Here is a 24082-nt window from a genome sequence, read left to right as displayed (position 1 = left end):
GCCCGCACCCGGGCCAGCCACTTCGCAGCACTCCGCCCCGCCGATCCAGTGATCGACGGGGCGGAGTCGTCCCCGGATTAACCAACAGCATCCCCTCGGGAGGCCGGGGCCCTTCGTGCGTACCCAGCCCTGTGGATAACTCCGGCGCTGTCACCGCGGAGCCCTATCGTGGACGCAGTGGTCGTCAGACGACGTACGGGGGACACGACGATGGGCGGGACAGGCGGGATCGGCGAGATGCCAGGGACGACGGACAGCGAGACGCTGGCCACGCTGCACCGGGTCTTCGGATACGAGGCCTTCCGCGGCGAGCAGGAAGCGGTCATCGAGCATGTGGTGGCGGGCGGCGACGCCGTCGTCCTCATGCCGACCGGCGGCGGCAAGTCGCTGTGCTACCAGATCCCGGCCCTGGTCAGACCGGGCACGGGCATCGTCGTCTCCCCGCTCATCGCCCTCATGCAGGACCAGGTCGACGCCCTGCGCGCGCTCGGCGTGAACGCCGGGTTCATGAACTCCACGCAGGACTTCGACGAGCGGCGCGTGGTCGAGGCGCAGTTCCTGTCCGGCGAGCTGGACCTGCTCTACCTGGCACCGGAGCGGCTTCGCCTGGAATCCACCCTCGACCTGCTCTCCCGGGGCAAGATCGCGGTCTTCGCCATCGACGAGGCGCACTGTGTCTCCCAGTGGGGCCACGACTTCCGCCCCGACTACCTGACGCTCTCCGTGCTGGGCGAGCGCTGGCCGGACGTGCCGCGGATCGCCCTGACGGCGACGGCCACCCACGCCACCCACCAGGAGATCACCCAGCGGCTGCACATGCCGACGGCCCGCCATTTCGTGGCGAGTTTCGACCGGCCCAACATCCAGTACCGGATCGTGCCCAAGGCCGACCCGAAGAAGCAGCTCCTCGCATTCCTGCGGGAGGAGCACCCGGGTGACGCGGGCATCGTGTACTGCCTCTCGCGCAACTCGGTGGAGAAGACCGCGGAGTTCCTCTCCCGCAACGGCATCGAGGCGGTGCCGTACCACGCCGGCCTGGACGCGGGCACGCGCGCGGCGCACCAGTCCCGGTTCCTGCGAGAGGACGGCCTGGTCGTGGTCGCCACCATCGCCTTCGGCATGGGCATCGACAAGCCGGACGTACGTTTCGTCGCCCACCTCGACCTGCCCAAGTCGATCGAGGGCTACTACCAGGAGACGGGCCGCGCGGGACGGGACGGCCTGCCGTCGACGGCCTGGATGGCGTACGGCCTGGGCGACGTCATACAGCAGCGCAAGCTGATCCAGTCCGGCGAGGGCGACGAGGCGTTCCGTCGCCGTGCCGCCGCCCACCTGGACTCGATGCTCGCCCTGTGCGAGACGGCCAGCTGCCGCCGCGGCCAGTTGCTCGCCTACTTCGGCCAGGACCCGGACCCGGCGGGTTGCGGCAACTGCGACACATGCCTCACACCGCCGGAGACCTGGGACGGCACGGTCGCCGCGCAGAAGGTGCTGTCCACGGTGGTGCGGCTGCAGCGGGAGCGCGGGCAGAAGTTCGGCGCGGTGCAGATCGTGGACATCCTGCTCGGCAAGCGCACCGGCAAGGTGATCCAGTTCGACCACGACCAGCTGTCCGTCTTCGGCATCGGCGAGGACCTCACCGAGGGAGAGTGGCGGGGCGTCATCCGGCAGTTGCTGGCCCAGGGACTGCTCGCCGTCGAGGGGGAGTACGGCACGCTGGTGCTCACCGAGGCGAGCGGTGCCGTGCTGCGCCGGGAGCGGGAGGTGCCGCTGCGCAAGGAGCCCAAGAAGCCGGTGACTTCGCGGACGTCGTCCGCGGGGTCCTCCGGCCGGGGCGAGCGCAAGGCGAAGACGGTCGCGGCCGAGCTGCCCGAGGAGCTGCTTCCCGCTTTCGAGGCACTGCGCGCCTGGCGTGCCGAGCAGGCACGTGAACAGGGCGTTCCGGCCTATGTGGTCTTCCATGACGCCACACTCCGGGAGATCGTCACGGCGTGGCCGACCTCGGTGGCGCAACTGGGCACCGTCGGGGGCGTCGGAGAGAAGAAGCTGGCGACATACGGCGAGGGTGTCCTCGAAGTGCTGTCCTCCTTGGACGCCCCGACTGCGGCCCCGGCCGCGGACCGCCCGGCTCCGGCCACCGCGGACGACGACTGGCCGGAGCCGGACGGGGAGCCGGAGCCGGATCCCGACTGGATATAGACGCCGGAGCGCGTCACAGCCCCCGCACCGCGTACGCCCTGACGTCCGCGTCCGGATCCGACGTGACCGTGGCGAGGGCCGCCCGGGCCTCTGCTGTGGCGTTGTGCCGGGTCAGGGCGAGCACCGCCGCCTTGCGTACGTCGGCGTTCGGGTCGGCCAGCGTCTTGGCGAGGGCGGGCACGGCCGTGTCGGCGGGCGCGGCGGACAGGGCGGTGGCGGCACCGGCGCGGACCTGCCACGCCGGATCGGACAGTGCGGCCACGGCACGCGCGACGAGCGGTGCCGGGCAGCCGACCGAGGCCAGCGCCCCGAGCGCGGCGCCGCGCACCAGCGGATCGGCGTCCACGGTGAGGCCGTCCAGGGTGCCGGTGAGCAGCTCCAGAGCATTCGTGGCCAGGGCTGGTGAGCTGACGGCGGACAGTGCCTTGGCGACGGTGACGCGCACTTCCCGGGAGGGGTCGCCCGCCGCACCGGCCAGCGGTTCGACCGCGTCCACCGAGACGAGTGCGCGCACGGCCTCGATACGGACGGCGATGTCGGCGTCGTCCAGTGCCCCGGCGAACAGGTTGGCGTTCCCCAGGCGCAGGGCGCGCAGCACGTCCAGGGCGGCGGCGCGGACAACGGGGTCGGCCTCGGCGAGTGCCCTGGTGAGGGCGGCACCGAGGGCGGGTTCGGCCGGGAGGGTCTCGACCAGCTCGCGCAGCGAGGCCGCGGCGGCCGCCCGTACGTCGGAGTCGGGGTCGGTAAGGGCACCGGCGAGTGCCTGTCCGGTGCCGGGCGGCACCGTCTCGGTGAGGACCGAGACCGCCGTCCGCCGCACGGACGGGTCGAGGTCGGTCAAGTAGGGCTCGAGCGCGGCGAGTTCGGGCTCCTCCTCGGCCAGCTCCAGCAGCTGGAGCAGCCGGGGCGAGGCGGTCTGTCCGGAACCGCGGTCCGCGGGCTCGGTGACACGTGCGGAGGCCGGCCCCGTCGCCACGGGCGCCACGTCCCGGGACCCGGCTGTGGCCACGTCCTCGGCATGGACCTCGCCCAGATGCCGGGACGGGCCGCCGACCGGGGTGAATTCATCGACCGGAACCAGATACGGAGCCACGGGGCGGGCCGTGAACTCCATCGCACCAGAGGGGGACTTGTGCAGATCGAGATGATGGAACCAGGACGTGTCGTCACGCCGGGGATGGTCGAGACGGTCGTGGTAGAGGCCCCAGCGGGACTCCGTGCGGGCGAGGGAGGCGCGAGCGGCCATCTCCGCGCAGTCGCGGATGAAGGAAACCTCCGCGCACCGCATCAGCTCGTGCGGGGTGCGGGCGCCCATGGCTGCGATGTCGGCGTGCATCCGCTCGAAGGCTTCCAGGGCCAGCGACAGCCGTGCCCCCGACTTCGGCGGGGTCACGTAGTCGTTCACGAAGCGGCGCAGCTTGTACTCGACCTGGGTCTGCGGCGGGCCGTCCGGGTTGCGCAGCGGACGGTAGATCAGCTCGTGCGCCTCCCGCAGCTGGTCGTGCGGAAGCTCCCCTTCGTACGCCTGGTACTGGGCGGCGTCCGCACCGGCCAGGTCGCCGAAGACGAAAGCCCCGATCATGTAGTTGTGCGGGACGCAGGCCAGGTCGCCGGCGGCGTACAGGCGTGGGACGGTGGTACGGGCGTGGTCGTCGACGCGCACGCCGGAGGCCGAGTGGCCGCCGCACAGACCGATCTCGGAGATGTGCATCTCGACGTCATGGGTCCGGTAGTCGTGACCGCGGCCGGCGTGGAAGGTGCCGCGGGTGGGCCGCTCGGTGGAGTGCAGGATGGACTCCAGGGCGGAGACGGACTCTTCGGGCAGGTGGCTCAGCTTCAGGTAGACCGGGCCGCGGTCGCTGGCGACCTCGGCGGCGAACTCGGCCATCATCTGCCCGGACCAGTAGTCGGAGTCGACGAAGCGCTCGCCGTGCCGGTTGACCTGGTACCCCCCGAAGGGGTTGGCGACGTAGGCACAGGCCGGCCCGTTGTAGTCCTTGATCAGCGGGTTGATCTGGAAGCACTCGATACCGGTGAGCTCGGCGCCCGCGTGGTAGGCCATGGCGTACCCGTCACCGGCGTTGGTGGGGTTCTCGTAGGTGCCGTAGAGGTAGCCGGAGGCGGGCAGGCCGAGGCGGCCGCAGGCACCGGTGGCCAGGATCACCGCTCCCGCCCGGACGGTGACGAACGCACCGGTGCGGGTGTGAAAGCCGACGGCACCCACGGCCCGTCCGTCGTCCGGCGCCGTCAGCACGCGCACCGGCATCACCCGGTTCTCGATACGTATCCGCTCCCGCATCTCACGACGCCGCAACTGCCGGTACAGGACCTTCTTGACATCCTTGCCTTCCGGCATCGGCAGTACGTACGAACCGGAGCGATGCACCTGGCGGACCGCGTACGCGCCATGCTCGTCCTTCTCGAACTTGACCCCGTACGACTCCAGGCGCTGGACCATCGCGAAGCCGCGGGTGGCGGTCTGGCGGACCGTGGCCTGGTCGACGATGCCGTCGTTGGCACGGGTGATTTCGGCGACGTAGTCGTCGGGCGCGGCGCGGCCCGGGATGACCGCGTTGTTGACGCCGTCCATGCCCATGGCCAGCGCGCCGGAGTGGCGGACGTGGGCCTTCTCCAGGAGCAGGACGTTCGCACCGCGCTCGGCGGCGGTCAAGGCGGCCATGGTGCCGGCGGTGCCGCCGCCGATGACGAGGACGTCGCAGGTCAGCTCGTCAGCGTCGGTGACGGCGGGGATCTCCAGGGGGGCCTGCGTGGGGGCGTTCGCGGGGGTGGTCACCGGGGTGCCTTTCAGGTGCCGAGCGAGGAGAGGACGGTGCGGCGCAGGGCCGTGCGGGCCGGGTCGTCGACGGCGCCGCGGTCGCGCGGGCGCGGTACCTCGCGGACGGCGGCCACGCGGCCGGCGCCGAGAAGGACGACACGGTCGCCGAGGAACAGCGCCTCGTCGACGTCGTGGGTGACGAAGACGACCGTCGCGCCCGTACCGCGCAACACCTCCACCAGCAGGTCCTGCATGCCGGAGCGGGTCTGCGCGTCGAGCGCGCCGAAGGGCTCGTCCATGAGCACCGCCCGCGGGCTGCCGGCCAGTGCTCGGGCCAGTTGCGCCCGTTGGCGCTGCCCGCCGGAGACGCGGTGCGGCAACTGCCGTGCCTCTGCGGTGAGTCCGACACGGGCGAGCCAGGACTCGGCCTCGGAACGACGCTCGGAGAGCGGAACTCCCTTGATGGCCAGCGGAAGCTCGACGTTGGCGCGCAAGGTGCGCCAGGGCAGCAGGGCGTCTTCCTGGAAGACCAGCGCGCGGTCGGCGGACGGCCCGGTCAGCGGGCTGCCGTCCTGCTCCACCGACCCGGCCAGCGGGGACAGCAGCCCGGCCAGCGTGCGCAGCAGCGTCGACTTGCCGCAGCCGGAGGGGCCGACGACCGTGAGGATCTCGCCGGGGGCGACGTCCAGCCGGACGTCGTGCAGGACGGGGGCGCCCGGTCGGCCGAGGACGGCGGCGCGCAGGGTGAGCCGGGTGCCGCGTGCCGGCTGCGGTGCCGTTGCCGCCGGTGCGGCGGCGGTCTCGACCGTGTCAGACGAGGTGCTCATCGCGCGCCTCCTGCTCGGACTCGTCATGGCCCTCGTGCTGGGCCTCGGACTGGTTCTCGGGCTTGCCATCGGTCTGCACGGCCGGGGCGATGACTGGGGGAGCCGCGGTACGGTTCCGGCCGCCGGACACGTACGAGGTGCGCGGCAGCCAGCGGGTCAGCCGACGGCCGAGCAGTTCGACGAGGGTGGAGGTGACCCAGCCGAGTACGCCGATGGTGACCATGCCGACGAACACACCCGGGTAGTTGACGATCGTGTAGTCCTGCCAGGTGCGGTAGCCGACGCCGTACTGGCCGGAGATCATCTCGGCGGAGATCACGCAGATCCACGAGACGCCGATGCCTACCGACAGGCCTCCGAAGATGCCGGGCAGCGCCCCCGGCAGGACCACGGAGCCGAGGATCCGCCACCGGCCGCCGCCCATGGTGCGTACCGCCTCCTCCCAGACCGGAGTCAGTGCCCGGACCGCGTGCCGGGTGGAGACCAGCACGGGGAAGAAGGCGGCGGTGCACGTGATGAAGACGATGCCCTGTTCGTCGGAGGGGAAGAGGAGGATCGCGACCGGGACGAGGGCGATCGCCGGGATCGGTCGGATCACCTCCAGGACCGGGCCGAGCAGGTCCTCGGCGAGGCGCGAGCGGGCCACGAGCACGCCCGTCGCCACGCCCAGGACGGCCGCGAGCGCGAAGCCGGTGACGATCCGGGTGAGGCTGTCGGTCAGGTCGGTCCAGTAGTCGCTGCCGGAGAGCCGGTCGGCGAAGGCATGGGCGACGTCGGTGACCGTGGGGAATTGCGAGAAGCGCAGCCACAGATCGACTTTCAGGGTGGTCAGCAACTGCCAGAGACCGAGCGCGGTGGCCAGCGACGCCACCCGCAGCGCATACCTGGTGAGCGGGCGCCGGGCGGTCACGAGGCCCGCCTGAGAGCGTCGGCGTACGAGACGGTGCGGGCGCCCTGGTGAGCTGTGATGTATGCCTGGGCGGTCGCCGGGGCGACGAACGGGAGCAGTTGGTCGCCGTCGGCCACCCACACCGCCTTGTCGGCGAACCACAGGGTGCCGGTGGTGGCGTCGGGGACGTACGCGGCTCGGATGCCGTTCTTGTGCCCGGCCACATAGGCGAGCAGCGCCTTCGGGGACTTGAAGCTCGCGGTCTTCTCGGCCCCCTTCGCCCACACCTCGCTCGCGGACGGCGCGGGGGCCGCGGCGAGCTCCTTGGCGTAGGAGGAGCCGAGGGCCTTCTTCACGTACTGGTCGTCCACGAAGGAGTCGACGTCGACGTCACCGGTCAGCTTGGCGGCCTTCAGGACCGACACGTCCTGCTTGAGCGCGGAGACGAGCTGCGGCTTGACGGCGGGGTCGAAGGTGGAGATGCCGTGGGCGCCGTTGTAGAGGTAGACGACCTCGGCGGGCAGGCCGGTGGCCTTGGCGACCTTCTCGGCGGCGGTGACTGGGTGGGCGTTGAGGTAGTCGGTCGCCTGCGCCTGGGCTTTGAGGAAGGCCTTCAGGACGGCGGGCCGCTGCTTGGCGAAGTCCTCGCGGGCGGTGACGCCGTGGAAGGTGGGGAGGTTCAGCTGGGCGCCGTCGTACAGGGCCTTCGCCTTGCCCTGGTAGGTGAGCAGGCCGGGCCAGGCCACGAACTGGGACAACGCGTCGACGCTGCCCGCGGAGAGGGCCGAGGCGCCGACCGCGGGCTGCTGGTTGAGCTTGGAGATCCCCTTGCTCGGGTCGATCCCGGCTCGCTGCAGGGCCCGTACCAGGGTGCCGTCGGCGGCGGAGCCGATGCTGGTGGAGACCTTCTTGCCCTTGAGGTCCGTCAGCGAGGTGAGCTTGGAGTCCGGGGCGGTGACGATGGTGTTGAGGCCGCCGCGAAGGTTGTAGCCGGTGACGGACACCAGATGGGTGGGGCGGCCGAGCTGCTTGCCGCGGGCGGCGTTGAGCAGCAACGGGAAGTCACCCATCGAACCGATGTCGATCTTCCCTGCGGTCATCTCGGCGGTGATGGGGGCGCCGGTGGCGTAGTCCTGCCAGTCGACCTTGTAGGTGTGGCCGTCGTGGAGGGCGTTGAGCTGCTGCTCGAAGTAGCCGAGGGAACGCAGGAGCGTACCCGCGGTGACCGTGTTGATGGTCTTGGACTGGTAGCCGACCGTGATGGTGACCGTGGAGCCGTCACCGGCCTCCGCGGTCCCGCCGCAGGCGGAGAGGGGGAGCAGCAGGGATGCGGCGGACAGGGCGATCGCCGTACGTGTTGCCTTGCGCTTCATGGGAGTTGGGGCCTTTCACCGGAGCAGATAGGGCATGTTGACCGTGACCGCTCCGGTGGGGCAGCGGGCCGCGCACGGGCCGCAGTACCAGCACTCGTCGACATGCATGTACGCCTTGCCGTTGGTCTCGTCGATGGCGAGGGAGTCCAGCGGGCACATGTCCACGCAGAGGGTGCAGCCGTCGATGCACTTCGACTCGTCGATGGTCACGGGCACGTCGGCCCGCTGGGGCGCCAAGGGCATGGCTGTCTCCAGGAAGGTCGAGCTCTAGGGGGAAGCGGGGTGTCAGAGGCAGCGGTGCAGCAGGCCGCTCATGGTGATGCGGTCGCCGCGGAAGCGGATGAACTCCAGGTCGACCGGGCGGCCGTCGGCGAGGTGGGTCAGCCGTTCCAGCATCAGGACGGCCGCGCCGCGCGGGGCCTCGAGGACGGTGGCGGAGTGCGCGTCCGCGTTCACCGCCTCCAGCGTGATCTCGGCGTGGCCGAGGCGCTGGCCGGTGGTGGCCTCGAGAAGGCGGAAGACGTCGGTGTTCTCCAGGTCGGCGCCGAGCAGGTCGGTGCCGATGTCGAGCGGGATGTAGGTGAGGTCGAGGGAGAGGGGCAGGCCGCCCAGACGGCGCAGACGTTCGATGTAGAGGACGTCGGCGCCGGCGGGGACTCGGAGGCGTTCGGCCACCGGGGCGGGTGCGGGAGCGGGGCCCATGGTGCGGACCTCGTTGGTGACGCGGCCGTGTTCGCGGAGGGTTTCCGCGAGGCCCATCAGACGGTCAAGCCCGTGGGGGTACTTCCGGGCGACGACCACGGTGCCCACGCCGGGCAGGCGGTCCACGAGTCCCTCGGCACGGAGCAGGTCGAGGGCCTCGCGGACGGTGTTGCGGGAGGCGCGGTAGTCGGCGGCGAGGGTGGATTCGTGGGGGAGTGTGCCGTCGGGATGGGCGCCGGTGAGGATCTGGTGGCGGAGGAGATCGGCGAGCTGCCTGGCCTGGTCCGCACGCAGCCGGCGACGCGTCCGGTGGGCGGCGACCGTGGTCGCGGCGCCTTGACCGGCGTGGTCTCGGATGCGGTCGGTGGGTGGCATGTCGTGAACCATACCGAGCCGGTAGGGAAAGTCGTGTTGCTGGAGTGTTGCGCCATCTGACGCACCGATGGATGGGGGCACTGAGCTGCGGCTTTGCCTGCAGCTGGGGGGAGATGCGCCACTGACGGCGTGATCGTCCAGCCTGCCCGGCGGCGTCAGGACAGCGCCGACAGCCCCGGAGCGAAGGTGATCAGCAGCGGCAGCAGCGGCACCAGTGCCGCCACCGTGGTGGTCAGTGCGCGCTGCCTGCGCAGCAGCCGTGGTGGGGGCTCCAGGAGGCGGTCGACGCGTTCGCCCAGGAGCCGGCGACTGGAGGCGCAGGACAGCACACCCCGGTGCTGGTTCAGCTCGATCAGGGCCAGGGCGGTGGTGAGGTGGCCGCAGCGGCGGGAGGCGGCGTCATCTGCGGCCAGCTCGACCAGGCGGTGGGTCTGGTCGCAGAAGTGGGCGAAGAGCGGTACGCGGGGGAAGCCGGTGGCGAGGGCGGTGGACAGGTGCAGCAGCCAGTCGTGGTGGGCGCGGGCGTGGCCGCGCTCGTGGGTGAGGACGGCGTCCAGCTGGTGGTCGGTGAGCCGCTGCAGGGCGCCTGTGGTGACGACCAGCTGGGGCGGGTGCCCCGGCATCCACCAGGCGTCGGGGTACTCGTCCTCGAGCACCAGCATGGGGCCCCGCGCGGCAGGCAGCCCGGCGGGCAGTTCCGGTGCGCGTTCACGTAGATGGGCCCGGGTCAGGCCGCGGCGCCGACGGGCCTCGAAGAGCTCGCGGCCGAGCATCGCGGTGGTCCACGCGGCCCCGCAGGCGAGCAGCACGGTGAGCGAGACGGCCCAGACCGGGGCGGCGGACAGGTCGTACGCGGCGGTCACGGCGGGCGGCGCGGGCGCGAAGACGCGGTCGCGGACGGTGTGGAAGACGGCGGCGGTCCCCAGCACCAGCGCGGTCAGGCAGCACAGCAGCACGGTGGCGACGAGGCACTGCCAGACCCACAACGCGACCACGGGCTCCCGTTCGGCCCACGATGCCCGGGTCAACGCGCGCGGCACCGGCACGGCGGCCGTCAGGGCGACGACGCTGAGCAGGAGCAGGCAGACGGTCATGCCGGGGGCTCCGGTTCCTGGTCGGAGACAGGGACGGACGGAGGGCTGGTCCGGGTGGCGGTTCAGGTGGTGCACGCTGTTACGCCAGTATGACGCCGACGGGGCCCGGAGTCAGTCGTCATCGGCAAACACCGGCCGATCTCGAGCTGCCCGCACCTGTTCCTGCAGCGCTCCCCTGGCCGCCCCCCCCAGCACCTCACCGTCCGCGCCCCCAGTACCTCGTCGTCCGCCGCACCGAGGGCCCCGGCCTCCGCCACGAACCCGCGGGCGGCATCGGCCGGTTCGGCCGGGTCGGGACGCCGTACCGGGCCGGCAGCGGGGCGACGCGGGTGCCCGCGCCCCGTCGGGCGCGGAGCAGACCCGCCGACTCCAACTCGCGGGACGGGATGGAGGTGGCGACCCGTATTTGTGTCAGCTGCTTGCTACGACCCGACCGCTGACCTCCCCCAGCCCCACCCGGACCCCGTCCGCCCCGGGCGCCCACGCCGACAGCGTCACCACGTCGCCGTCCTCCAGGTAGGTCCGCTTGCCCTCCGGGAGGTCGAGCGGATCCCGCCCGTTCCAGGTCAGCTCCAGCAGTGATCCGCGCTGCCGCTCCTCGGGTCCGCTCACGGTCCCCGACCCGTACAGGTCACCGGTGCGCAGCGACGCACCGTTCACGGTCATGTGCGCCAACTGCTGCGCGGCCGTCCAGTACATGGTGGAGAAGGGCGGCTCGGACACCGGATGGCCGTTGATCGCGACGGAGATCCGCAGGTCGTAGCCGCCGGGCTCCTCGCCGGAGTCGTCCAGGTAGGGAAGCACCGGGTGGGTCCGCTCGGGCGGCGCCACGCGCGCGTCCTCCAGGGCCTCCAGCGGTGTGATCCACGCCGACACCGACGTGGCGAAGGACTTGCCGAGGAACGGTCCGAGGGGGACGTACTCCCAGGCTTGGATGTCCCGCGCCGACCAGTCGTTCAGCAGGGTCAGCCCGAAGACGTGCTCGCGGAAGTCGCCGAGCGGAACCGGCTCGCCCCGCTTCGAGGGCACGCCCACGACGAAGCCGACCTCGGCCTCGATGTCGAGGCGGGTCGAGGGCCCGAACACAGGGGCCGGGTCCCCTGGAGCCTTGCGCTGCCCGTATGGCCGTACGACGTCGGTGCCCGACACCACCACGGTGCCGGAGCGGCCGTGGTAACCGATCGGGAGGTGCTTCCAGTTGGGGGTCAGCGGTTCCTCGGCGTCCGGGCGGAAGATGTGGCCCGCGTTCCGGGCATGGTGCTCGGAGGAGTAGAAGTCGACGTAGTCGGCGACCTCGAAGGGCAGGTGGAGGGTCACCGAGGACAGGGAGTGGAACAGCGGTTCGATGGTCTCCCGGTGCGCGGGCACCGTCACCCAGGCGGTCAGGGCCCGCCGTACGTCCGACCACGCCGTGCGTCCGGCGGCCAGCAGCGGGTTGAGGGTGGGGTGCGCGAGCAGGGACGCGTAGGGCGAGCCGAGCGCCCGCGCCGCCGCGCCCGCGTCGAGGACATGGTCGCCGAGCCGTACACCGACGCGCTGTTCGTCCGAGCCGGCCGGGGAGAAGACGCCGTAGGGGAGGTTGTGCGGGCCGAAGGGATCGCCCTCGGGGACGTCGAAGGGGAGCATGGGGTGCTGCCTCGCTCTCATCCGTGCCATCACTGCAGGCCGTGGCATGTGGTCGGGCCACACGTTACGGGTGAGTCTCGAGTCCTGGCAGTGTGCCGGGCAGGGTGGCGGATGTGTCTGATCCACAGGCTTTCCCGCCGCGGCGTCCTGCGGCCCGGTCACGCGCTTCCTACTACGGCACGAGCCGGCGTCGCCTCGTCTGGCGAAGCACCTGGCGGCGGCGCACGGCTGAGGCCGAAAACAGCGGTGAGTTGCCGGGGCGTGGTGTCCGTATTCTCTGATCATGGCCGCACCCCCCGGATATCCGCTCCCCGCCTTCACCCTCGTCGCGACCGATCTCGACGGAACGCTCCTGCGTGGCGACGACACCCTCTCCGACCGTTCCCTGGCCGCCCTCGCGCGGGCCGGGGAGGCGGGTGCCCGGCACCTCGTGGTGACCGGGCGCCCGGCACCGCGGGTGCGGCCGCTGCTCGACGACCTCGGCGGCAGGGGGCTCGCGGTGTGTGCCCAGGGAGCACAGGTGTACGACGCCGGCGCCGACCGCCTGCTGTGGTCGGTCACCCTGGACCGGGAGCTGGCCGAGACCGCGCTCGGCAAGATCGAGGCCGAGGCCGGGGAGGTGTACGCGGCCGTCGACCAGGACGGGGTGGACGGGCTCACGCTCATCGAACCCGGCTATCTGATGCCCCACCCGACGCTGCCCGCCGTACGGGTCCGGCGGCGCGACGACCTGTGGTGCGAGCCGATCAGCAAGGTCCTGCTGCGGCACCACACGCTGACGGACGACGAGTTGGCCGCCACGGCCCGCGAGGCCGTGGGCTCGCTGGCGACGGTCACCATGTCGGGACCGGGAACCGTCGAGCTGCAGCCGTGCGGTGTGACCAAGGCGACCGGGCTGGCGCTGGCCGCCGACCACCTCGGGCTGAGCCCCGACAGGGCGGTCGCCTTCGGGGACATGCCGAACGACATCCCGATGTTCGACTGGGCCGCGCACGGTGTGGCCATGGCCAACGCCCACCCGGAACTGAAGGCGGTGGCCGACGAGCTCACCCTGTCGAACGAGGACGACGGCATCGCCGTCGTCCTCGAAAGACTCTTCCCTTGAGGGAACCGGTCAGCCGGTCAGTACGCGCCGTACACGTTGTCGATCGAGCCGTAGCGGTGGGCGGCGTAGTTGCAGGCGGCCGTGATGTTGGCGATCGGGTCGTAGATGTCCCACGAGGTGCCGGACACGTGGTAGGCGTTGAACGTCGGGGCGATGACCTGCAGCAGGCCCTTGGACGGGGTGCCGGCGGCGGCGTTGGAGTCCCAGAGGTTGATGGCCAGCGGGTTGCCCGAGGACTCGCGCATCACGTTGCGGTAGATGCCGTTGTACGTACCCGGGATGCCGTGCCGCGCCATGACCGCGAGCGAGTCGCGGATCCAGCCGTCCAGGTTGTTCGGGTACGTGACCGTGCTGGGCGCGGGCGTGGGCGTGGCGGCCGAGGCGCTGGTCGCTCCGACCAGCGGGAGGGCGATCACGGCGGCGCCGGTGCCCGCGGCGGCGAGCTTGCGGGCGATGCGGGCGAAGCGGGCAGGGCGGTGCTGAGCGGCAGCAGGCATGGCGAAGTTCCTCTCCGTCGCCTGCGAGGTGAGCTGTCGGGTTCGGGCTGGGAGGTGCCCGGCCGTGCCGCCCGAAGACGGCACGACTTCACCCCGAGCCGTTCCGGGACGACGGGTGTCGCCCGGACCGGCGGCTTACCTGGGTCCCCCGCTCCTGCCGTACGCGAATGAGTTCGTCGATGGGTGTGACGGGCGGCGGCAGGATTCGGCGTCCGCCCGACGGCCGGGAACGTATGCGAGAGCACATGTCCGAAACAAGCGTCGGATTCACACAAAGTCCTAGTTGACCTTGTTGTGTAGCGTATGAGGCACTTGATCCTTTGCTTCTGCCAAGCCTCAACTGGCCATAGGTGAACGGAGAAACGCGGGCTGAGGTGGTGGGCTCCTCCAGTCGGGCGGAGTGACCCAATTCACGAAATGGCAATCGCGGCAAATAGGGCATGAAGGGCGCGGCGTCGGGTAATCGCGGTGGGCGTGGCGGTGGGAGTCGGCTGCTTTAGGCGAGGCACTTCAGTCGTACTTCCGGGTAAGCGGATAAATATCCGTCCTTATCGACCGATCGAAAACATAACGGTCGTGATCCGATAGCGCCCGGCCTGTAACCGTGGGCGCCCTCGGTGATCGAAAGCTGACCGGATACGCTGACTCGAGTGAGGGCAGCGACCTATCGACAAACCGCGTAATCGCCAGCAGACACCAGCAGACAGGAGACCCCTCGTGACCGTCGTCGGGCCATTCGGGCTGAGCGTGCGGGACCAGGCTCTGGAAGCCGATGTCCAGGCCGGATTGGCGGCTGTCGAGGAGGGCCTGCTCGAAGCCACCAAGAGTGAGGTCCCCTTCATCACCGAGGCCGCGCAGCACCTCGTGCGTGCGGGCGGGAAGAGGTTCAGGCCGCTGCTCGTGATGCTCGCGGCGCAGTTCGGGGACCCGTACGCACCCGGGATCGTGCCCTCGGCCGTCGTCGTCGAGCTCACCCACCTGGCGACGCTGTACCACGACGACGTCATGGACGAGGCCGCGGTGCGCCGCGGCGTGGACAGCGCGAACACCCGCTGGGGCAACTCCGTCGCCGTCCTCACCGGCGACTTCCTCTTCGCCCGCGCCTCGCAGATCCTCGCCGACCTCGGCCCCGAGGCCGTACGGGTGCAGGCCCTGGCGTTCGAGCGGCTGGTCACCGGGCAGATCCTGGAGACCGCAGGGCCGCAGGACGGCCGGGACCCGGTCGAGCACTACCTGGACGTGCTGAGCGGCAAGACCGGCTCGCTGGTCGCGGTCTCCTGCCGTTTCGGCGCGATGATGTCCGGGGCCGACGAGACCGTGGTGGACGTCCTCACCCAGTACGGCGAGCGGCTCGGCGTCGCCTTCCAGCTCGCGGACGACGTCCTGGACATCGCGTCCGACTCCCACGAGTCCGGCAAGACCCCGGGCACCGACCTGCGCGAGGGTATCCCGACCCTGCCCGTGCTGCGCCTCAGGGAACGGGCCGCGAGGCTCGGGCTGGCCGAGGACATCGCCCTGTGCCGCCTGCTCGACTCCGACCTGACCGACGACGCCCGGCACGCCGAGGCCCTCGCCGGCCTGCGCACCCACCCGGCACTGGAGCAGGCCCGCCGGGACACCGTGCGCTACGCGGAGGACGCGCGTGCCGCGCTCGCCCCACTGCGCGAGTGCGACGCGAAGGCGGCGCTGATGGAACTGTGCGACGCGGTGGTCCACCGGGCCGGTTAGTGGGCGTCCCGCTCACTTGTGCCCCCGACCCCTACGGGTCAGGTGGAGATCCCGCCTTCCGGTGTCATACCGCAGGCGTACGTCGAGTTGCCTCCCGGGGCTGACGCATCCTCACGGCCGATTTGGTCAGATGGAAACCACGGAAATCACCACTCCTCACCGATTCGGGTGAGAATGGCGGCTCAGGGTGGGACCAAATGTGCGAGGACGGCCGCCGCCGACGACGGAGGTAAGGCACACATGGCACCGTACGAATCCGACGACACCACGGCCGACGACACCACGGCCGGCGACACCACGGCCGGCGACACCACGGTCGACGGACGCCGCAAGGCGGCCCGCTACGTCGTTCCGGTCGCGGTGGTGGGGGTGGCGGCGGCGACCATCGGGCTGGTCCCGGCGCTCGCCGACTCCGGTGACCCCGATCTGCCGAAGATCACCGCTCAGCAGCTCATAGACAAGATCGCCAAGTCGGACGTGCAGCAGCTCTCCGGCACGGTGCGGGTCAGCACCGACCTCGGTCTGCCGGATCTCGGCGGCCTGGAGAGCGGCCTGCTGTCCGGGGCCGGCCAGGGCGGCGGCGGATCGTCGGCGGACCCGCAGTCCAAGTTCACCGAGCTGCTGACGGGCAGCCACACCCTGCGCGTGGCGGCCGACGGGCCGGACCGCCAGAAGGTGTCGCTGATCGAGCGTGCCGCCGAGTACAGCCTCATCCACGACGGCAAGGACGTGTGGGGCTACGACAGCAAGTCCAACGAGGTGTACCACGGCACCGCCGAGCAGCACGGCAAGGAGCGGCGGGAGAAGACCCCCGCCACGCCGAAGGACTTCGCCGACGAGGCCCTGAAGTCCGTCGACGACACCACGTCCGTGACCGTCGACGGCACCGTCCAGGTCGCCGGCCGGGACGCCTACAAGCTGCTCGTCAAGCCGAAGCAGTCCGGCACCACGGTGGGTGCGATCAGCATCGCGGTGGACGCGAAGACAGGGCTGCCGCTGAAGTTCACCCTCACCCCGGCGAGCGGTGGCGCCGCCGTGGTGGACGCGGGCTTCACCCAGGTCAGCTTCGCCAAGCCGGCTGCCTCGACCTTCCACTTCACCCCGCCCAAGGGCGCGAAGGTCACCCAGCAGGACGACGCCGACAAGGGTTTCCCGGAGCCTGGCAAGGGATTCCCGAAGCCCGGGAAGAGCGCCCCGAAGTCCGAGGGAGACCTCGCCAAGGGAGCCGACGGCTTCAAGGTCATCGGCAAGGGCTGGAACTCGATCGCCACCTTCGACAGCGGCAGCGAGGGCGGCCTGCCCTCCGGTTCGGGCGGCGGCGATCTGGGCGGCTTCCTCGGCTCGATCGGCGACCACGTGACCGGCAAGTTCGGCAAGGGCACGGTGTTCTCCACCCGCCTGGTCAACGCCCTGATCACCGACGACGGCAAGGTCTACGTCGGCGCCGTGACCAAGAACGCGCTGGTGAAGGCGGCCGACGCGGCCCGGTAGGCGCCGGCCGCGCTCAGACGCCGGTGCCCGCGCACGACCGCATGCACGACGAATCGGGGGAGCCGATGGACGAACCGTCCGCCACGGAGCCGGACGCGCGGCGCAAGGACGACAGCGTCATCCGCACCCGCGCGCTCACCAAGCGCTACCGCGGCGGACAGCTCGCCGTCGACGGTCTCGACCTGACCGTCCCGGCGGGCAGCGTCTTCGGCTTCCTCGGTCCGAACGGCTCCGGCAAGACCACCACCATCCGCATGCTGATGGGGCTCATCGAGCCCACCTCCGGCACCGCCCGCGTCCTGGGACATCCCATGCCCCGGGCCACGCGCACCGTGCTCCCGCAGGTCGGCGCGCTCATCGAGGGACCGGCCCTGTACGGCTTCCTCACCGGCCGGGACAACCTGCTGCGGTACGACGCCGCCGACCCGACCGCCGACCCGCGCACCCGGCGCGACCGCGTCGCGGCGGCACTGGACCGGGTGGGGCTGACGGCCGCCGCGGGCAAGAAGGCGAAGGCCTACTCCCTGGGCATGAAACAGCGCCTGGGCCTGGCCGCCGCACTGCTGCAGCCGCGCAGACTGCTGGTCCTGGACGAGCCGACCAACGGGCTCGACCCGCAGGGCATGCGGGAGATCCGCGCCCTGGTGCGGGAGCTGGCCTCGGACGGCACCACCGTGTTCCTCTCCTCGCACCTCCTCGACGAGATCGAGCAGGTGTGCACCCATGTCGCGGTGATGTCCCGCGGCCGGCTGATCACGCAGGGCACGGTGGCCGAACTGGCGGCCGGGACACGCGGGCGGCTGGTGGTCACCACGCCGGATGCGGGCGAAGCCGCCCGGGTGCTCAAGGAGCAGGGGGTCGGGGACGTGGTCGTGACCGACGACCGGGTGAGCGGTGAACCGCCCGACCGTGACCTCGCTGAGCTGAACGCGGCGCTGGTGACGGCCGGGGTACGGGTGCGCGGCTTCGGAGTGGAACGGGCCTCGCTGGAGGACGCGTTCGTGGCGCTGACGGGGGAGGGCTTCGATGTCGCCGGCTGAGGCGGTGGCCGCACGCCGGCCCACCCCGCTGTGGACCTTCGGGCTGCTGCGCAACGAACTGGCCGTCACCTTCCGTCGCTGGCGCACGGTGGCGCTGCTCGGTGTGCTGGCCGCGGTGCCGGTCCTGGTCGGGGTCGCCGTGAAGATCGAGACGCGGGGCGGCTCGTCGGCCGGCGGCCGGGGCGGCGGGGGCGCGGGCCCGGCGTTCATCGCGCAGATCACCAACAACGGGCTGTTCCTGGTGTTCACGGCCCTGGCGGCGACGCTCCCGTTCTTCCTGCCCATGGCCGTCGGCGTGGTGGCGGGCGACGCGATCGCGGGCGAGGCGGGCACCGGGACACTGCGCTACCTGCTGGTCGCCCCGGCCGGCCGCACCCGGCTGCTGCTCACGAAGTACGCGACGGTCATGGCCTTCTGCCTGGCTGCCACCTTCGTGGTCGCCGCCTCCGCCCTCCTGGTGGGCTCACTGCTGTTCCCGCTCGGCGACCTGACGACCATCTCGGGCACGCGGATCGGCTTCGCCGACGGCCTCGCCCGTGCCCTGCTGATCGCCCTGGTCGTCGCCGCGTCACTGGTCGGTGTCGCGGCGCTCGGCCTGTTCGTCTCCACGCTGACGGGCAGCGGCATCGCGGCGATGGCGACCACGATCGGCCTGCTCATCACCGTCCAGATCCTCGACCAGATACCCCAACTGCACGCGCTCCAGCCCTACTTCTTCTCCCACTACTGGCTGTCCTTCGCCGACCTGATGCGCGATCCCGTCTACTGGGACGATCTGGTGAAGAACCTCGGTCTCCAGGCCCTGTACGCGGCGGTGTTCGGGTCGGCGGCCTGGGCGAGGTTCACGGCGAAGGACATCACCGCGTAGCGGAGGGCAGTGCTCAGCGGTCCTGGTACGGGAAGCGGGCGAGCGGCGCCTCGCCGGCGAAGAACGTCTTCGCCCGGCTCAGTGCCTCGGTGTCCTTGCGTACGTCTCCGCGCGCGCTGCCGTTGCCGAGGAGTACGCCGCCGAAGCGCATCCCCAGGTAGGCGGCCGAGTTGTTGAGCGTGCCGACGAGCGGGTCGGCCACCGACGGCTCCCGGTCGGCGAGCGCGGCGACGCCCCACAGGGTGCGCCCGGCCATGGCCGCCTTGAAGTCGAGGCCGGGGGTGCGCAGCCAGCCGGACCAGTGGTCCAGGTAGCGCTTGGTGAGGCCGGACACCGAGTACCAGTACAGCGGCGAGGCGATCACGATGTCCGTGGCCGCGAGCGTCGCCTCCAGCAGCAGGCCGGTGCTGGTGTCGGCGGGCGGCCGCACGTGGTCGCTGTCGCGCCGCAGGTCCGCGAAGTCGGGCAGCGGGTGCTCGGACAGGCTGATCCACTGCTGCTCGACGTCCGCGGGCAGTTGTTCGGCGGCCGTGCGGGCCAGGAGTTCGGTGTTGCCGTCGGCGCGGGCGCTGCCCAGCACGAACAGGAAACGGCGGGTCATGGGTCCCCCAGGGATCGGCACGGGGCGTCGTACGACGCAAGTACAAGCATCTGCATTATATGCATGCGCAAGCAACTGGTGAAAGGGGCGCCCGGCTGGTGCGAGGCTGTGACGTCGTGGTGACGCGGGGACGGGGGTGTAGCGGGGACACTCGGGGGCAGGGACGCGTACGACCGGATCGTGATGCCGGGGGAGTGAGGAAACCGATGGCTCGACTCAGCTTCGAGAAGAAGCGGGACCAGTGGAGCGATTTCCACCCGGCAGCCCCGCTCGATGTGCGGGTTTCGGGTTCGGGCAGTGCCTCCGTCGGCGGCGTGGCCGTCGTCGCGGCCCCCGGCCAGGAGATCCAGCAGGCCGTCCTGAACCACCTGCAGCGCCTCGCCATCAGCCTCGGCCGGTCCGTGCAGGCCACGATCCATGACGAGCGCGTCGGCTGCGTCGTCCCGCTCGAGGTGGACGTGGACGGCGCCAGCCGCTTCACGGGTGAGCCGGAACTGCGCGGACCAGCCGCTCCCGCCCAGCCGCCCCGAACCTCCGCAGTGCAGCCGCCCCGGACCGCAGTCCCGCAGCCGTCCCGCGCCGCCGCCCCGCAGCCGCCGCGACTCACGGCCCTCCGGCCGCCCCACGGCGACACGCCCGCGCCGGCGCCGTTCCCGGAGCCGAACCACGAGCTCGACACCCGGCACCACACGCCCGCCCGGGGCTTCGACGCGGTCGCCGAAGCGGTCCTCGGCGACGGACCGGTGACCGCCACCGCGGAGGGCGCCGAACTGCTCACCGAACCCATGACGCGGATCAACGAGGCCGTCATGGAGGGCCGTATCGCGACGGCCGCCGAACTCGCCGAGCGCACCGTCGTGCACGCGTCGGAGGTACTGGGCGCCGGCCACCCCGAGGTGCTCCGGCTGCGCGAACTGACCGCCTACATCGCCTACCTGGCCGGCGATCCGCTGCGCGCCTTCCACCTCTCCCTGGACCTCGCCCGACTCCACCACCGGGCCCGCAACAGCGAGGCCGCGTACGGCAACGTCCAGAGCGCCGCCACCGCCTGGCGCGCGGTCCGCGACCCCGAGCACGGCCTGCGCCTGGGCCGGGACCTGATCGACCTGTGGACCGACCTCGCGGCGGAGCCGGGCCCGGCGGGCGACGACCTGGAGCGCCTGGAGTCCGCCCGGTCCCGCATGGTCCGCCTGCGGGACCGCGCCGCCAAGGCGGCGTCGGGCGTCTGACGGGCTATTGCATGCGCGGGGGCGCGTGACCGTTCAGGAGGCCGGTTCCGCCTCGGAGCCGGACGCGACGCCCTCCGGTTGCCGCACCACCGTGCCGGTGGGGGTGACGGGCTCGGTCGGGGCGACGATGTCCGCCGGTGCGGCGGCCAGGGTGCGGGCCGACAGCTCCCGGGCCGTCCGGCGCGCGGTGCGCAGCGCGTCCCAGGTGAGCAGGATCAGCGCCAGCCAGACCAGCGCGAAGCCGGCCCAGCGCTCGGGCGGCATGGCCTCGTGGAAGTACAGGATGCCCAGCAGGAACTGGAAGACGGGCGCCAGGTACTGCAGCAGGCCCAGCGTGGACAGCGGCACCCGGATCGCGGCCGCCCCGAAGCAGACCAGCGGCAGCGCGGTGACGACGCCGGTCGAGGCGAGCAGCGCGGCGTGCCCCGTGCTGCCGGTGCTGAACGTCGACTCACCCCGCGCGGTCAGCCACAGCAGATAGGCGAGCGCCGGCAGGAACTGGATCGCGGTCTCCGCGGCCAGTGACTCGACGCCGCCGAGGTTGACCTTCTTCTTCACCAGTCCGTAGGTGGCGAAGGAGAAGGCGAGGCACAGGGAGATCCACGGCGGCCGCCCGTACCCGACGGTGAGGACGACCACGGCCGCGAACCCGACGCCGACCGCGAGCCACTGCGCGGGCCGCAGCCGCTCCTTCAGGAGCAGCACGCCCATCGCTATGGTCACCAGCGGGTTGATGAAGTAGCCCAGTGAGGCCTCGACCACGTGCCCGCTGTTCACGGCCCAGATGTACACGCCCCAGTTGACGGTGATCACCCCGGCCGCGACCGCGACCAGCGCCAGCCGCCGCGGCTGCCGCAGCAGTTCACCGGCCCAGGCCCAGCGCCGTACGGCCAGCAGCGCCGCGGCGACGAAGGCGAGGGACCACACCATCCGGTGGGCGAGGATCTCCGCCGCGCCGGCCGGCTTCAGCAGCGGCCAGAACAGGGGCACGAGGCCCCACATCCCGTACGCCGCGAAGCCGTTCAGCAGGCCTGTCCGCCGCTCACCCCTCGACTCCGCCGCCATGGGCTCCTCCTGCTCACTTCGTACGTCTGTCCGCCCGCTCGAAGGTAACGCCGGACACCCCCGCCTGTCATGCCCGTATCGCTATACGGTCATGACAGGCGGGGGTCGGAGGCGCAAGGGCTCCAGGCGGGGGAGTTCAGCCCTTGAGGGCGGCGCTGATCGCCTCGGCCAGCGGGGTGGTCGGACGGCCGGCCAGACGGGAGAGGTCGCCGGTGGAGACGACCAGCTCGCCCTTCTCGATGGACGCGTCCACACCCGCCAGGATCGCGGCGAACGGGGCCGGCAGACCGGCGCCCGTCAGGATGCCTTCGAAGGCTTCGACGGAGACGGGGTTGTAGACGATCTCCTTGCCGGTCTGCCGGCTCAGCTCGGCCGCGTACTCCGCGAAGCTCCACGCCTCGTCGCCGCCCAGCTCATACGTCTTGTTCTCGTGCCCCTCGCCGGTCAGCACCGCGACCGCGGCGGCGGCGTAGTCGGCGCGGGAGGCGGAGGAGACCCGGCCGTCACCGGCGGCCGCGACGACCGCGCTGTGCTCCAGCACCGGGGCGAGGTTCTCGGTGTAGTTCTCGTGGTACCAGCCGTTGCGCAGCAGTGCGTACGGAAGACCTGAGGCCAGCAGCGCCTTCTCGGTGCCGCGGTGGTCGTCGGCGAGCGCGGCGGTCAGGCTGCCCGGCGCGCTGGTGTAGGCGAGGAGGGCGACACCGGCCGCCTTCGCGGCGTCGATGACGACCTGGTGCTGCTGCACCCGGCCCTTGTCGAACTCGTTGCCGGAGACGAGCAGCACCTTGTCGCCGGCGGCGAAGACACCGTCGAAGGTCTCCGGGGCGTTGTAGTCGGCGACCGCGATGCGCACGCCCTGCTCGGCGAAGTCGGCGGCCTTCTCAGGGGTACGGACGACCGCGGTGATCTGCTCGGCCGGGACCTTCTCCAGCAGCTGCTCCACGACGTGGCGGCCCAGGTGGCCGGTGGCTCCGGTGACGACGATGCTCATGATTCAGCGATCTCCTTGTGGGGTGCGTCTTCTGACACTCACCCTAGGAGGTGCACTAACTTCTGGAAAGTACCCACTTTGAAGTAAGGTACTTGCATGGCCGTAAGCAAGCTGGATCCCGTGGGTGAGGCGATGTGCCCCTACCGCCTCGTCCTGGAGCACGTCACCAGCCGCTGGGGTGTGCTCGTGCTGATCCATCTCCTCGACCGCCCCCACCGCTTCAGCGAGCTGCGCCGGGCGATCGGACGGGTCAGCGAGAAGATGCTCACCCAGACCCTGCAGACCCTGGAGCGCGACGGCCTGGTCCACCGGAACGCCCAGCCCGTCATCCCGCCGCGCGTCGACTACTCCCTGACCGGGCTGGGCCGCGAGGCGGCGGAGCAGGTGCGGGGGCTCGCATTGTGGACGCAGCAGCGGATGGACGACGTGGAACAGGCCCGCACCGCATATGACGAGGCCCGGGCGGCGCAGACCCGGGCCTCCTGAGACACCGCCCCCGTCAGCCGATGACGGTCCAGGTGTCGCCGCCTGCCAGGAGGGCGGCGAGGTCGCCCTTGCCTTGTCGTTCGGCGGCGGTGTCGAGCTGTTCGGCCATCTGGTCGTCGTAGACCGGGCGGTTGACGGAGCGGAGGACGCCGATGGGGGTGTGGTGCAGGGTGTCGGGGTCGGCGAGGCGGGAGAGGGCGAACGCGGTGGTCGGGGACGCCGCGTGGGCGTCGTGGACCAGGATCTCGGCCTCGTTGGCGGGGGTGACGGTGACGACCTTCAGGTCGCCGGTGCGCCGGTCGCGGACGACTCCGCGGCTGCCGTCGGGTCCGAAGCGGATCGGCCGGCCGTGCTCGAGGCGGATGAGTGCCTCTTCGGCCTGCTGCCTGTCCTTCAAAGCGTCGAAGGCGCCGTCGTTGAAGATGTTGCAGTTCTGGTAGATCTCGATCAGCGCGGTGCCGGGGTGGGCGGCGGCGGCGCGCAGGACCTCGGTGAGGTGTTTGCGGTCGGAGTCGATGGTGCGCGCCACGAAGGACGCCTCGGCTCCCAGGGCGAGGGAGACGGGGTTGAAGGGGGCGTCGAGGGAGCCCATCGGCGTGGATTTGGTGATCTTGCCGACTTCGGACGTGGGGGAGTACTGGCCCTTGGTCAGGCCGTAGATGCGGTTGTTGAACAGCAGGATCTTGAGGTTGACGTTGCGGCGCAGGGCGTGGATGAGGTGGTTGCCGCCGATGGAGAGGGCGTCGCCGTCGCCGGTGACCACCCATACGGACAGGTCGCGGCGGCTGGTGGCCAGGCCGGTGGCGATGGCGGGGGCACGGCCGTGGATGGAGTGCATCCCGTAGGTGTTCATGTAGTACGGGAAGCGGGAGGAACAGCCGATGCCGGAGACGAAGACGATGTTCTCGCGCGCCAGGCCGAGTTCGGGCATGAAGCCCTGCACGGCGGCGAGGATCGCATAGTCACCGCAGCCCGGGCACCAGCGCACCTCCTGGTCGGACTTGAAGTCCTTCATCGACTGCCCAGCTTCCGCCTTGGGCACGAGGGAGAGCGCCTCGATCGTGTCCGTGCCTTGCGTGGACGTGTCAGTCATCGATGGCCTCCTTCAGCGCGGTGGCGA

Annotated in this window: 21 protein-coding genes and 1 riboswitch; of the genes, 8 read left to right on the top strand and 13 right to left on the bottom strand. The window is 71.3% G+C overall.

The features are described 5' to 3' along the window. Nucleotides 1-210 precede the first annotated feature (210 nt). Nucleotides 211-2199: a DNA helicase RecQ gene (gene recQ / locus ACFYZQ_RS39665; RefSeq protein ID WP_389159091.1), complete on the top strand. Its 1989-nt coding sequence runs from the start codon at nucleotides 211-213 to the stop codon at nucleotides 2197-2199. Between the two features lie 13 nt (nucleotides 2200-2212). Here recQ and ACFYZQ_RS39660 read toward each other — a convergent pair whose 3' ends face one another. The 8 genes from ACFYZQ_RS39660 to fahA form a co-directional block, all read right to left on the bottom strand. After that, nucleotides 2213-4993 (bottom strand): fumarate reductase/succinate dehydrogenase flavoprotein subunit, encoded by a 2781-nt coding sequence (locus ACFYZQ_RS39660; protein ID WP_389159090.1) that lies wholly within the window; start codon nucleotides 4991-4993, stop codon nucleotides 2213-2215. A gap of 11 nt (nucleotides 4994-5004) precedes the next feature. Further along, nucleotides 5005-5802, bottom strand: a complete 798-nt coding sequence (locus ACFYZQ_RS39655; protein WP_389159088.1) for an ABC transporter ATP-binding protein — start codon at nucleotides 5800-5802, stop codon at nucleotides 5005-5007. Beyond that, nucleotides 5786-6712 carry an ABC transporter permease gene (locus ACFYZQ_RS39650; RefSeq protein WP_389159086.1) on the bottom strand — a complete coding sequence of 309 codons (927 nt, stop codon included), beginning with the start codon at nucleotides 6710-6712 and terminating at the stop codon, nucleotides 5786-5788. The genes ACFYZQ_RS39655 and ACFYZQ_RS39650 overlap by 17 nt, the downstream gene beginning before the upstream one ends. Next, on the bottom strand, nucleotides 6709-8064 hold the full coding sequence (locus tag ACFYZQ_RS39645; RefSeq protein WP_389159084.1) for an ABC transporter substrate-binding protein: 1356 nt from the start codon (nucleotides 8062-8064) through the stop codon (nucleotides 6709-6711). Before ACFYZQ_RS39645 ends, ACFYZQ_RS39650 begins: the two co-directional genes overlap by 4 nt. Before the next feature lie 15 nt (nucleotides 8065-8079). After that, nucleotides 8080-8307, bottom strand: a complete 228-nt coding sequence (locus ACFYZQ_RS39640) for a ferredoxin family protein (protein WP_031166915.1) — start codon at nucleotides 8305-8307, stop codon at nucleotides 8080-8082. A gap of 42 nt (nucleotides 8308-8349) precedes the next feature. Next, nucleotides 8350-9141 (bottom strand): GntR family transcriptional regulator, encoded by a 792-nt coding sequence (locus ACFYZQ_RS39635; RefSeq protein WP_389159082.1) that lies wholly within the window; start codon nucleotides 9139-9141, stop codon nucleotides 8350-8352. 155 nt (nucleotides 9142-9296) lie between these two features. After that, nucleotides 9297-10235 carry a M56 family metallopeptidase gene (locus ACFYZQ_RS39630; protein ID WP_389159080.1) on the bottom strand — a complete coding sequence of 313 codons (939 nt, stop codon included), beginning with the start codon at nucleotides 10233-10235 and terminating at the stop codon, nucleotides 9297-9299. A gap of 411 nt (nucleotides 10236-10646) precedes the next feature. Beyond that, complete coding sequence (gene fahA, locus ACFYZQ_RS39625) at nucleotides 10647-11861, bottom strand: fumarylacetoacetase (RefSeq protein ID WP_389159078.1); 1215 nt, start codon at nucleotides 11859-11861, stop codon at nucleotides 10647-10649. A gap of 283 nt (nucleotides 11862-12144) precedes the next feature. Here fahA and ACFYZQ_RS39620 point away from each other — a divergent pair, with 283 nt between their 5' ends. Next, on the top strand, nucleotides 12145-12966 hold the full coding sequence (locus tag ACFYZQ_RS39620) for an HAD family hydrolase (RefSeq protein WP_389159076.1): 822 nt from the start codon (nucleotides 12145-12147) through the stop codon (nucleotides 12964-12966). Nucleotides 12967-12983: 17 nt separating this feature from the next. Here the strand turns inward: ACFYZQ_RS39620 and ACFYZQ_RS39615 are convergent, their stop codons facing one another. After that, the gene (locus tag ACFYZQ_RS39615; RefSeq protein ID WP_389159074.1) at nucleotides 12984-13463 is read right to left on the bottom strand and encodes a transglycosylase SLT domain-containing protein; all 480 of its coding nucleotides are present in this window, start codon (nucleotides 13461-13463) and stop codon (nucleotides 12984-12986) included. Between the two features lie 5 nt (nucleotides 13464-13468). Beyond that, a riboswitch (cyclic di-AMP (ydaO/yuaA leader) is annotated at nucleotides 13469-13652 on the bottom strand. A 528-nt stretch (nucleotides 13653-14180) separates the two neighbouring features. Here ACFYZQ_RS39615 and ACFYZQ_RS39610 point away from each other — a divergent pair. From ACFYZQ_RS39610 to ACFYZQ_RS39595, 4 genes are all read left to right on the top strand, one after another. Continuing rightward, nucleotides 14181-15191 carry a polyprenyl synthetase family protein gene (locus ACFYZQ_RS39610; protein WP_389159072.1) on the top strand — a complete coding sequence of 337 codons (1011 nt, stop codon included), beginning with the start codon at nucleotides 14181-14183 and terminating at the stop codon, nucleotides 15189-15191. Between the two features lie 240 nt (nucleotides 15192-15431). Beyond that, entirely contained in the window at nucleotides 15432-16682 is a 1251-nt protein-coding gene (locus tag ACFYZQ_RS39605; protein ID WP_389159070.1) for an outer membrane lipoprotein carrier protein LolA, read from the top strand. A 65-nt stretch (nucleotides 16683-16747) separates the two neighbouring features. Further along, nucleotides 16748-17722 carry an ABC transporter ATP-binding protein gene (locus tag ACFYZQ_RS39600; RefSeq protein ID WP_389159068.1) on the top strand — a complete coding sequence of 325 codons (975 nt, stop codon included), beginning with the start codon at nucleotides 16748-16750 and terminating at the stop codon, nucleotides 17720-17722. Next, nucleotides 17709-18590, top strand: a complete 882-nt coding sequence (locus ACFYZQ_RS39595; protein WP_389159066.1) for an ABC transporter permease — start codon at nucleotides 17709-17711, stop codon at nucleotides 18588-18590. The genes ACFYZQ_RS39600 and ACFYZQ_RS39595 overlap by 14 nt, the downstream gene beginning before the upstream one ends. A gap of 13 nt (nucleotides 18591-18603) precedes the next feature. Here ACFYZQ_RS39595 and ACFYZQ_RS39590 read toward each other — a convergent pair whose 3' ends face one another. Beyond that, nucleotides 18604-19191: a flavodoxin family protein gene (locus ACFYZQ_RS39590; protein ID WP_389159064.1), complete on the bottom strand. Its 588-nt coding sequence runs from the start codon at nucleotides 19189-19191 to the stop codon at nucleotides 18604-18606. A gap of 206 nt (nucleotides 19192-19397) precedes the next feature. Here ACFYZQ_RS39590 and ACFYZQ_RS39585 point away from each other — a divergent pair, with 206 nt between their 5' ends. Continuing rightward, nucleotides 19398-20420, top strand: coding sequence for a hypothetical protein (locus ACFYZQ_RS39585; protein ID WP_389159062.1), 1023 nt, complete (start codon nucleotides 19398-19400; stop codon nucleotides 20418-20420). Between the two features lie 33 nt (nucleotides 20421-20453). On the opposite strand, the gene rarD is transcribed toward ACFYZQ_RS39585, so the two are convergent. Both rarD and ACFYZQ_RS39575 read right to left on the bottom strand, forming a co-directional pair. Next, nucleotides 20454-21485 (bottom strand): EamA family transporter RarD, encoded by a 1032-nt coding sequence (gene rarD, locus ACFYZQ_RS39580; RefSeq protein WP_389159060.1) that lies wholly within the window; start codon nucleotides 21483-21485, stop codon nucleotides 20454-20456. Nucleotides 21486-21621: 136 nt separating this feature from the next. Then, complete coding sequence (locus ACFYZQ_RS39575; protein ID WP_389159058.1) at nucleotides 21622-22476, bottom strand: SDR family oxidoreductase; 855 nt, start codon at nucleotides 22474-22476, stop codon at nucleotides 21622-21624. 96 nt (nucleotides 22477-22572) lie between these two features. On the opposite strand from ACFYZQ_RS39575, the gene ACFYZQ_RS39570 reads away from it, so the two are divergent. Continuing rightward, nucleotides 22573-22962, top strand: coding sequence for a winged helix-turn-helix transcriptional regulator (locus ACFYZQ_RS39570; RefSeq protein ID WP_389159056.1), 390 nt, complete (start codon nucleotides 22573-22575; stop codon nucleotides 22960-22962). 13 nt (nucleotides 22963-22975) lie between these two features. Here the strand turns inward: ACFYZQ_RS39570 and ACFYZQ_RS39565 are convergent, their stop codons facing one another. Then, a complete protein-coding gene (locus ACFYZQ_RS39565; protein ID WP_389159054.1) occupies nucleotides 22976-24055 on the bottom strand; it encodes a 2-oxoacid:ferredoxin oxidoreductase subunit beta in 1080 nt (359 codons plus the stop codon). Between the last annotated feature and the right edge of the window lie 27 nt (nucleotides 24056-24082).

The organism is Streptomyces sp. NPDC001843, from assembly GCF_042891955.1.
GTDB lineage: Bacteria > Actinomycetota > Actinomycetes > Streptomycetales > Streptomycetaceae > Streptomyces.
This window is presented reverse-complemented; position numbering and strand designations above follow the sequence as displayed.